Origin of the sequence: Brevundimonas sp. UBA5866 (assembly GCF_002432125.1) — a bacterium.
Classification (GTDB): Bacteria; Pseudomonadota; Alphaproteobacteria; order Caulobacterales; family Caulobacteraceae; genus Brevundimonas.
Genome location: NZ_DJFS01000089.1, coordinates 1 through 10,059 on the forward strand (window position 1 = coordinate 1; position 10,059 = coordinate 10,059).

8 protein-coding genes are annotated in these 10,059 nt (G+C 62.8%); 5 read left to right on the forward strand and 3 right to left on the reverse strand.

Translation table 11 applies throughout. From position 1 onward, the window contains the following. Both B3H86_RS11715 and B3H86_RS11720 read left to right on the forward strand, forming a co-directional pair. A partial coding sequence (locus B3H86_RS11715; protein WP_292054117.1) for an HlyD family secretion protein occupies positions 1-501 on the forward strand: 501 nt, incomplete at its 5' end. Beyond that, on the forward strand, positions 498-2,777 hold the full coding sequence (locus B3H86_RS11720) for an ABC transporter permease (RefSeq protein ID WP_292054119.1): 2,280 nt from the start codon (positions 498-500) through the stop codon (positions 2,775-2,777). The genes B3H86_RS11715 and B3H86_RS11720, both read left to right, overlap by 4 nt. Positions 2,778-2,818: 41 nt before the next feature. On the opposite strand, the gene B3H86_RS11725 is transcribed toward B3H86_RS11720, so the two are convergent. The 3 genes from B3H86_RS11725 to B3H86_RS11735 form a co-directional block, all read right to left on the reverse strand. Then, positions 2,819-4,603 carry a DUF885 domain-containing protein gene (locus B3H86_RS11725; protein WP_292054120.1) on the reverse strand — a complete coding sequence of 595 codons (1,785 nt, stop codon included), beginning with the start codon at positions 4,601-4,603 and terminating at the stop codon, positions 2,819-2,821. A 129-nt stretch (positions 4,604-4,732) separates the two neighbouring features. Then, positions 4,733-5,884 carry a TMEM43 family protein gene (locus B3H86_RS11730; protein WP_292054122.1) on the reverse strand — a complete coding sequence of 384 codons (1,152 nt, stop codon included), beginning with the start codon at positions 5,882-5,884 and terminating at the stop codon, positions 4,733-4,735. Positions 5,885-5,986: 102 nt separating this feature from the next. Beyond that, a complete protein-coding gene (locus tag B3H86_RS11735; RefSeq protein ID WP_292054124.1) occupies positions 5,987-6,442 on the reverse strand; it encodes a peptidase S1 in 456 nt (151 codons plus the stop codon). Between the two features lie 249 nt (positions 6,443-6,691). Here B3H86_RS11735 and B3H86_RS11740 point away from each other — a divergent pair, with 249 nt between their 5' ends. The 3 genes from B3H86_RS11740 to B3H86_RS11750 all read left to right on the forward strand — a co-directional run bounded on the left by B3H86_RS11740 (position 6,692) and on the right by B3H86_RS11750 (position 10,016). Beyond that, on the forward strand, positions 6,692-8,596 hold the full coding sequence (locus tag B3H86_RS11740; RefSeq protein WP_292054126.1) for a sensor histidine kinase: 1,905 nt from the start codon (positions 6,692-6,694) through the stop codon (positions 8,594-8,596). Further along, a complete protein-coding gene (locus tag B3H86_RS11745; RefSeq protein ID WP_292054129.1) occupies positions 8,596-9,297 on the forward strand; it encodes a response regulator in 702 nt (233 codons plus the stop codon). The genes B3H86_RS11740 and B3H86_RS11745 overlap by 1 nt, the downstream gene beginning before the upstream one ends. A gap of 398 nt (positions 9,298-9,695) precedes the next feature. Beyond that, positions 9,696-10,016, forward strand: a complete 321-nt coding sequence (locus tag B3H86_RS11750; protein WP_292054131.1) for a hypothetical protein — start codon at positions 9,696-9,698, stop codon at positions 10,014-10,016. Positions 10,017-10,059: the final 43 nt, after the last annotated feature.

Below are 10,059 nucleotides of genomic sequence, written 5' to 3' on the forward strand. Positions count from 1 at the left end.
GCCTCGAGCAAGCAATACCTTAAGGCCCGCGCGGGCACCCGCCCTCAGGAAAAGGCCGTCGCCGACGCGCAGGTCCAGGGCGCACAGGCCGCCATCGCCGAGACCGAAAGCCTTCAGGCCGAGACGCGGCTGGTGGCCCCGCACGCGGGCGAGATTTCCGAGCGTTTCGCCAATGTGGGCGAGCTGGTCCTGACGGGCGTTCCGGTCTTCACCATCGTCGATACTGCCAATCCGTGGGTCACCCTGACCGTGCGCGAGGACCAGTATTCCGACCTGAAGATCGGTTCGGTCATCCGTGGCGATATCCCCGCGCTGGGCCTGAAGGATGTGCCGTTCAACGTCACCGCCATCAGCCCGCAGGGCAGCTATGCCACCGCCCGCTCGACGCGCCAGTCGCGCGGCTATGATATCCGCAGCTTCGAGGTAAAGGCCAAGCCCGCACAGCCCGTCGAGCGCCTGCGTCCGGGCATGAGCGTGCTGTTCAACTGGTCTGCGCGGTGACCACCGGCCCACAGGTTTTCGCCACCCATTTGCGGGCGGAAGTCCGGCGGCTGCTGACACGCCGCTGGGACGCAGTCGTGGCCTTTGCCCTGCCGCTGCTGATCCTAGTCGCGGTGGCCACGATGCTGGGGCCGGGCGTGGCCAAGAACATTCCGGTCGCCGTGGTCGATCAGGCCGACACGGCATTCACCCGCGCCGCCATACGCGAGATGCAGTCCAGCGCCGTTGTGGACGTGGCCTATCGGCCGGCCAGCCTGGATGAGGCTATGGCCCTGATGCGGCGCGGTGAAATCTATTCGGTCGCCCATTTCCCGTCCGAGATGAAACACGGCCTGTTCCGCCACCACACCACCGTCAGCGTCTATTTCAACGGGGCCTTCCAGACGATGGGATCGATGGCCGCGATGCAGCAATCCGCCGCCATCGGTGTGGCCGCCGCTCCCCGACTGGAAGAACGCGCCCGACAGATGGGACTGCCCGCGACACAGCTGACTGCTCCTGCGGTCCAGGTATCCATTATCGGCAACCCGCAGCTTAGTTTCGAGCTGTTCCTCGGCGCCCTTCTGGCCACGGGAATGCTGCATCTGCTGGCCGCCTGCTCGGCCTTGATGGCCGTGGGGCGCCTGCTGTTCCGACGCAGTTTCCATCGCACCCGATTGAGCAGCCAAGGGCATTTGTTTGCCGCCCTGACCGGAAGGTTGTTGCCGCACTGGATGATCTTCACCGCATGGGGAACGGCGTGGATCGTTTGGCTGGCAGGGTTCAGGGGGTGGGACGTGGCTGGATCGATGCCGATGCTGCTGCTTGGACTGGCCGCGATGATGGCGGTCACTGTCTCCGTGTCGGCCATGTTGGTCGCCGCACTGGCGGATATCGATTTGTCGCTGTCGGTTACAGCTGTCTATTCGGGCGCGGCCATCGCTTTTTCCAACGCCACCCTGCCCCTTGACCACGGGCCGAAGTTCGCACAGGTCTGGAGCCAGATCCTGCCCTTTACCCACTACATACAACTGCAAACGGCGCAGTGGGTGACCGGCGCAGATGTGCGCTCATCGATGTTCGAACTGGCCCTGCTGTGTGCAATGGCCGTTGCCGCCCTGGCCGTCGCGTGGCTGGCGATGAAGGCGCGCTCCAGACGTCCGGCGACATCGGCACCCCTCACCTATGACCTGCCGGCGAACTCCGTGTCCGGCGCGTTTGCCGCGACCTTTGCCAAACTGCCCAAGGCCCGTCCGGTCAGCAGCCTGCTCCTGCTGGCCGTGGTTTTGTACGGCTTTTACTATCCGGCGGCCTATTCCGGTCAGGTGGCCAAGGGCCTGCCCGTCGCCGTGGTCAGCACCGGCACGACGCCCTTCGCGCTCAACCTTGTCTCCCATCTAAGAAGCAGCGAAGGGCTGGACGTCGCCACCGTGACCGGATCGGCGAAAGAGGCCGAACAGCTGATGAAGGATGGCGTGGTCGATGGCGTGATCATCCTGCCGGAAAACCTGGGGCGCAGTCTGGCGCAGGGCGTGCCTGACGGCATCGCCGTATGGCTGAATGGCGGCTATCTGGTGCGTGTGGCCAGCGTCGGAAAGGCCGCGGCCGGTGCGGCGGCGGCCACCTTCGAAAGCCAGCTGGACGGCCTGCCTGAACTGGCTCGCGTGGCCAAGCTGGCCCCCACCGTCCGACAGGAATCCCTGTTCAATCCGACACAGGGGTATGGCGATTATGCCGTACCGGCTGTGGTGCTGGTGATCCTTCAACAGACCCTGTTGATGGGAGCCGGGGTGCTGATTGCCATTCGGCGTGAGAGCATGGCCCGACCGTTGGCTCTGGCAGGGCGGCTGGGTCTATGGCTGGCCCTGATTGTCATCGGAACACTCAGCAGCCTGTTCTATTTCGGTTTTATCTTCTGGATCCAGGACTATCCGAGAGCGGGCGATCTGTGGGGTATCCTGCTGTTGTCACCTGTGCTGGCGGCGGCCAGTTCGGCGCTGGGCCTGTGTTTCGGCACCCTGTTCAACCGGCGTGAGCGCGTGGTTCAGGTTTGGGTCGGCACCTCTGCCCTGCTGTTCTTCCTTGGCGGTGCCGCATGGCCCCATTTCATGATGCCCAAGCTGCTGGTGTGGGTGGCGCATGTGTTTCCTTCCACCGCTGCGGTTCAGGGTTTCGTGCGCATGAATGCGATGGGGGCCAGCCTGCAGGAGGTGGCCCCGCAAGCCCTGGTGCTGGTCTTGCTGGCGGTGGTCTATGGGGCGCTGTGGCTGACTTTCGGCGAGCGGCGCACCGCCTGAGGAACAAGAAAAGGCCCGATCCAGTGGATCGGGCCTTTGGCTTATTTGGCCTTTTCTTCTTCGATATAGGCCCGCATCTGCTCTTCCAGCGTGGTCAGCGGCACGGCCCCCATTGCCAGAATGCGGTCGTGGAAGGTGCGCTTGTCGAACTTTTGGCCCAGCGCGGCCTCGGCCTCGGCCCGCAGGCGGCGGATGGTGATCTCGCCCAGCTTGTAAGACAGGGCCTGACCCGGCCACGAGATGTAGCGGTCCACCTCGGTCGCGACCTCGTGCTGCGACAGGGCGGTGTGGCTGGCGAGGTAGTCGATGGCCTGCTGGCGGGTCCAGCCCTTGGAATGGACGCCGGTGTCGATCACCAGACGCGCGGCGCGCCACATCTCGTAGGACAGGCGACCGAAGTTCTCGTAGGGCGTGCGATAGATGCCCATCTCCACGCCCAGCCATTCGGTATAGAGGCCCCAGCCCTCGCCATAGCCCGAGAAATAGGTGCTGCGGCGGAAGGCCGGAATACCCTGCTGCTCTGCCGACAGGGCCGCCTGCATGCTGTGGCCCGGCGCGCATTCGTGCAGGGTCAGGGCGGGGATGTTGTACAGCGGGCGGCTGGGCAGGTCGTAGGTGTTCATCTGGCACGAGCCCAGACCGCCGCGCCCCGCCGTATAGAAGGGTGCGAGCGCCTCCGGCACCGGAATGATGGTGTAGGGGCGACGCGGCAGCAGGCCGAAGTTTTCGGACAGCTTGGCATCCACCCGTTTGGCCACCCATGCCGAGGTCATCAGCAGTTCGTCCGGCGTCTTGGCCACGAACTGGGGGTCGGTGCGCAGGAAGGTGATGAACTCCTGCAGGGTGCCGTCAAAGTTCGCCTGTTTCATCACATCATGCATTTCGGCAGTAATGCGGGCGACTTCGGACAGGCCGATCTCGTGGATCTGGTCTGCGGTCAGGTCTGTGGTCGTATATTTGCGGATCTGCTCGCCATAGTACGACGGACCGTTCGGCATGTCATAGGCCGCCAGCGTGGTGCGGGTCTGCGGCACATATTCGTCGTTGTAGAAGCCGAGAAGCTGGCGATAGGCCGGAATGATCTCTTCGATGATCACCCCGCGGGCATCGGCCCGGATACGCTCCTGCTCGGCCACGGGGATGGTGGCGGGCATGTTGCGGAACGGCTCGAAGAAGGCGTTGGCCTCTGCCGTGTCGGTGATGAAGCTGCGGATCGAGCTGTCACGGCCCTCGGCGGTCACGCGCGGCACGCTGAAGCCGCGGGCAAGGCCCGCGCGCATATTGACCTTATGCTCGTCGAAATAGCGCGGAATGTCGCGCAGGCGGGCGATGTGGCGATCGAAATCCTCGACCGTACGCAGGCCGCCCGCGCGGTCCAGATAGGTCCAGAAATTACTGTCGCTGTTGAACGGCATCTCCCACTCGCGGGCGCGGCCATCGATCAGCACATGCTCCAGATTGGTGCGCAGCACCGCCGCGTTGATGCGGTCCTCGTTGGAGAGCTGATCCAGCGCGATGGTGTCCAGTTCGGCCAGGGCACGCTGGGCGTGATCGATGCGGCGCTGCTGGCTGACCGGATCGACCGACGGCAGGCGGGTACCCGATTTGAAACCGCCGCGACCGTCCGGCTCCATGCCGCGCTCGCGCTGGCGGAAATCCCAGTCTCCCTCATACAGGGTCTTGAGACGCGCGGCCGCTCCGGCATCCGCCGCCTGTTGCGCACCGGCCCAGACCGGCGAGGGCATGGCCACAACGCCCGCCGATACCGCCAGCACCATCGCCGATACGGCCCCCGTCAGGCCTTTGCGACTTGCAGTCATAACCATCCCGCTCCCCTGAAAACAATGTCTTATCAGTGGCGTGGCAGCGGACGTAATGCAAGCCGATGATCAAAAGACGAAAGGGTACCCGGCCTTAGCCGGATACCCCTTGCAGATCCTGCGGGTGTGCAGTGATCAGGAAACGGCGGGGGCCGCAGCCGCCTTGTTCTTGCGCAGCCACAGCACACCGGCCACAGCCGCACCGGCCACCGCCAGCATGGCGACCGCAACGATCGGTCGGAAGGCCAGCCAGGCCACAGCGATCACCACCAGACTGATGGAGACACCCAGAACACCGGCGATCAGGCCTGTGCCCATGCGCACGATGGAGCCGATAAAGGGCACCACGTCGCCCAGCACACCCAGCGGCCCCAGCACCATCGAAAAGCCGATGATCATGACCACAAAGCCTACACCGCGCAGTATCCAGCTCATGGTCTGGTTGGCGGCCTTGGCGGCCTGGAACATCTCGCCTGCAGACGCCGTGCCGGTGCGCACCATCAGAATGCTGCTGCCGGTCTTGGTGAGATAGGCGGTGATCTCATTGCCGGTCTGCGCGCCGACAAGGCTCAACACCGTATTCTGCGGCAGGTAGCGGTAGGTGATCCGCATATCCCCGACCTGGGGCGCACTGGCGTTCTGGCCCACATACAAGGCGTTCTCCTGAACCGCGACCGGACGGCCAAGCGCGGAGGAGACAGTCTGGGCCTGTTCGGCCGACGGCAGCAGAGGGGTCTGCGCCGACAGTTGGTTCAGAACCGGAGCCGAGATCCTGAAGCCCCCGACCGTCGCCTGCTCGGCGGCAAAGACACCGTCTTTCAGGGTCGCGGGCGGATTCTGGTGGCCTGTCGGATTGTTGAAACCGGCGCTGTCCTGCGGGGTGCCCGTCCATTCGGTGGCATAGGTGTAAGTGGTCACGGTTTCCTGACCGCCGCCCAGTTTGGTGCGGGTTTCGGACTGGCTGCTTTCCACCCATTGGAAATATTCAACCGAGCGCGACAGGATCAGACCGTCGGCGGCCACACCCGTCACATCGTCGCGGCGCTGCCCCTCGGCAGAACCCGCCGCCGAGAGATGCACCAGCTTGCCATTGTTGGCTGCATCGACACGGTCGGGATTGACGCTGAGCACAGCGGCCGCGCCTTCGTTATTGGTACGGATGGACTGGATCGAGCGACCCTCGTTCCAGAACAGGAGCACGATCGCCCCCAGCACAGCGACAAACCCGAACAGAACGCCCTTTACGGCATTGCCCAGCCGCGAGAACCACGACGTCGAGGTCGTCACGCTAACCTGATCATTCGACATAGGTTTCAGCCCCAGATTGGAAATAACAGAGGCGTCCCGCCAGCCCCGGCAGGACGCCCCGCGTCAAAGACAGTGGACGCCTTACGGAGTCTCGGTGATTTCGAGCGTGGCCGAGGCGGTGTTGCTGCCCAGAACACCGACCCAAATGTCGTAGATGCCGCTCTTCGGGTTCGAGAAACGCACCATAGCGTCGCCGTCGCCATAGCTGTCGTCATCGCAGTACCAGCGGCCGTCCGGGCCATTGATGATCAGCGTGGTGTCGGCGCTGGACAGGGTGCGGAAAACAAGCGGCAGGCTGCCTGCCTCATAGTTGACCTCGAAATCCGGCGCGTCGGCGATATTGCCAATGCACGAGCCCGGCAGCTGGGCACCGTTGATATGGCCCCCTGCGGTCATGTTGACGCGATAGGGATCGGGGGTGAAGCCGGCGCTGAGGCGAACTTCGCCGAATGTCGCCGTCAGGTGCGCGGACTGGGCCATAGCCGGAGCCGCAAAAAGAACACCGGCGGCCGCAGCCAACAGGAAGGTCTTTTTCATATCCAATGTCCTCATCAGGGCGCTCGTAGCGCTTTCCAAGCGGCTCGCCCGGTCCAGCCCGGTGTTTGCCTGCGTATGGTTGTATTCAATTGCGACCGATGGGTGCAGCACCACGGATATGGGGGGTCGGCTTACTTACAAGCGTTGCCGTAGACCTATGTTTTGCCATATTCTCTCGCCGAGTAATGTTTTTCGGGGATAGAGTTCATGGGGCGCATCACAACGGGGGATCCGTCCCCGGATGCCTTAATGCCGTCTGTCGGCAGGTCCGGCTGGAAAGAGATTCTGCGCCTCGGTGCCATGATCCTTTTGGCACAGGCCCTGTTCTGGGGTCTGTTCTATGTGCCGTGGGGCAACAAGCCTTCCAGCCGCAACGTGGACCGCATCGCCTTCACCAATGCCGAGCTGGCGGAGCTGGACGCGCCGACGATGGCCGTGGCCGACACGGCCCGATACAGCAAGGTGAACCTGCCCCATACCGACTGCTGTGACCCGTCCTACCTGTCCCTGCGGTTGAACTTCACGCTCAACACCGTTCCCGCCGAGGGACTGGGACTGGTCGCCTTCCAGCAGGTCGATAATTTCATCTACCGCGTGAATGGCTCGGTCATTCACAAGAAAGGCCGGATGCAGAAGGGCGACCAGACCTTCCACGGCCAGCAGTTCTACCTGCTGCATGTCCCATCGGGCATGCTCAAGGTCGGCGACAACCAGCTCAATATCATCACCGTCCGCGACGGCTTCCCCTACTCCGACCTGATCGAGCCCCTTCTGGGCGATTACAACCAGGTGCGCGACGCGACGGCCATGCGATTCTGGCAGGCCATCGATTACCGCCTGCTGGGGGGTGCGCTGACGTTCGTGCTGGGCCTGTTTGCCCTGATCATGGTGTTCCGCTCGCAGGACAAGCTGTTTGCCGCATGGCTGCTGGTCCTGTGTTGGTCGTGGACGGCCTATGCCGCCTATGGGCTTTATTTCGACCTGCCCTTTGGCGGCATCGGCCGGATGGTGGCCTTCTTTTCCCTGACGACCCTCGTCTCGATCAGCCTCATCTGCTTTCTGGATTCATGGACCCGACGACCCATGATCGCAGGACAATATGCATTGGTCGGATGCTGGCTGGTATTTTCTCTGGCCTCGATTTTCGCCCTGAACCGCATGCCAATGCCCACGGGCTTTGACCTGATGGATTCGGCCTGGATGTGGTTCTCGCTGGCCGCGGGTGTACTGGTTCTACTGCGGCTGGTCTGGCATTTCGCGACATCCCGTGAAGACCGTTATGTCGAGGCCGCCTTGCTTTCGATCTGTGCGGTCTGTCTGGCGCTGGACGGTATCGGCACCAAGTTCGGCCTGTTGGCCGGCGGCTATTTCATGGACTCCGCCGCCATACTGATACTGGCCTTCGTCATCGCCTTCCTGCAGCGCAATTTCCACCTGTTCCAGTCGGCTATGGCCTTGAACAACCTGCTGGAGACACGCCTCAAATCGCGTGAGGCGGAACTGGCCGAAGCCTATATCCGCGAACGCGAACTGATCGACCGACAGGCCCGCAGCGAAGAACGCCGCCGTCTGATGCGCGATATGCACGATGGTGTCGGCGGTCAGCTGGTCGGCTTGTTGCTGGAGGTCAGACGCGGCGCAGTGGACAACAACCGCATGGCCGAGGGCCTTCAGGTCGCAATGGACGAAATCCGGCTGATGATCGACTCCGTCGATGCCTCCGTCACCACACTGGAGACCATGCTCGGTGTGTTCGAAAACCGTGTGCGTCCTCGGGTCGAAGGGGCAGGCCTGGCCTTTGAATGGAATGCCGAACCCTCGACTTCAATAGATCTGCCGCCCGACCACATCCTGCAACTGTTCCGCATCATGCAGGAGGCCGTGACCAATGCCATGAAGCACAGCCGGGCCAAACGGATCAGCGTCTGCGTCACCACCACGCCTGACGACTGCCTGTCCATTTCCATAAGCGATGACGGTGCTGGCCTCTCTGCGGAAAATCGGAGCCGGATCGACAGTGGCGGCCACGGACTGGGCAATATGAGGACCAGGGCCAGCGCTATCGGCGGCCAAATAGAATGGCACGACGCCTCGCCCGGAACCCGCGTCCAACTGTCTGTACCGCTTAGTCACTCGCAACCCATTGCCGCCTGATGTCAGAAACAACCTCCCCCGCCTCCACCGTCCCCAAGGTTCTGCGTATTGGGCTGCTTGAAGACAGCCTGCCTGTGCGTGAGCATTTCGCCTATGTTCTGGGCGAAGCGCCGGACATGGAGTTATGCGGCATAGCCACCTGTCTGGCCGAACTGCCGGCAGTTCTGGACCGCAAACCCGACCTGATCCTGACGGATCTCGGCCTGCCTGACGGCAGCGGACTGGATGTCATCCCGCACATAAAGGCTGCCGGGGCGTTTTCGCTCGTGATCACCGCATTCGGTGACAAGGAGACCATTCTCAGCGCGATCAATGCCGGTGCCGACGGATACCTGCTGAAGGACACCTCGACAGAGGCCATATTGGACGGCATCCGCGTGACAGTGGATGGCGGGTCCCCCATCAGCGCCGCCGCCGCCTGCTTTCTGTTACAGCAGCTGCGTGATCCGGCCCCCATTGCCACGCCCAAACCTTCGCCCGACAATACCCAGCCACCGCCGCAGGAACGGCTGACGCCGCGCGAAACAGAACTTCTGACGCTATTCTCGCGGGGGCACTCTTATAAATCCGCTGCGCGTGAGCTGGGGATTTCACCTTTGACGGTCGGCGACCATGTGAAATCCATCTATCGCAAACTTTCCGTCAACTCGCGTGGCGAAGCGGTGTTTGCCGCCGTCCAAAGAGGGCAGTTAACGCTCTAGCTCCCATATACATGGCGTAGGCTTAAGACTGCTGACAATCCTAGATTGACGTCCGAACGGCGGGGCCTGCCCACCGCGCTCCGGAGTATCGATCAGCTATGCCCGCTATATCCCAGTCTTGCGGTTGGTCTGTTTCAACAGCCTGTTCCAGAGGCTGTGCGCTGGTCATGACGCTGGCCTGTCTGTCGATATTGGGGGCGTGCGAGCGCGCGCCAGAACCCACCCCCACTACCGCGCAGACCTTATCCCCCCAGGGCCACACAACGCGCACGCCCATCCGCGAGAACGGCCTTTACCGCTCGCAGAACACATCGCCCTTCTCCGTCACCACTGACAGATCCGATAAGACTCCAGGGGTCTATACGCCTCAGCCCGCCTCTAAAGAGCGACGGGAGCTGATGGACGCGGTCCGGAACGCTACGCGCGAAGAGCTTGGAACCCATGCCGTTTTCGTGGCCCACAATCTGCGATCAAACGGCAGATGGGCCTTTGCCCAACTGGACCCCCAACGACCGGACGGTTCGACTATTCAGCCCGCACAGACGCCTGTCCACCAGCGCGCAGGTACCACTCAACTGGATGGACTGCGCATCGACGTGATCTGGAAAAAACAGTCCAGCCGCTGGCAGATCCATGCCTACAGGATCGGTGCCACAGACGTATGGTGGCTCAGCCACTGCACGGAAGGCTATCCAGAGCTCCTGCCAGGATGTTCGTAGTTATCGAGCTTTCCATATCCCAGACAGCAAAAAGCCCCGCGGT

Excerpts from the sequence above, each read along its gene's own strand:
- B3H86_RS11725 (WP_292054120.1), bottom strand. The coding sequence starts at position 4,603 with ATGGTTATGACTGCAAGTCGCAAAGGCCTGACGGGGGCCGTATCGGCG.
- B3H86_RS11735 (WP_292054124.1), bottom strand. The coding sequence starts at position 6,442 with ATGAAAAAGACCTTCCTGTTGGCTGCGGCCGCCGGTGTTCTTTTTGCG.
- B3H86_RS11740 (WP_292054126.1), top strand. The coding sequence starts at position 6,692 with ATGCCGTCTGTCGGCAGGTCCGGCTGGAAAGAGATTCTGCGCCTCGGT.
- B3H86_RS11745 (WP_292054129.1), top strand. The coding sequence starts at position 8,596 with ATGTCAGAAACAACCTCCCCCGCCTCCACCGTCCCCAAGGTTCTGCGT.
- B3H86_RS11750 (WP_292054131.1), top strand. The coding sequence starts at position 9,696 with ATGGACGCGGTCCGGAACGCTACGCGCGAAGAGCTTGGAACCCATGCC.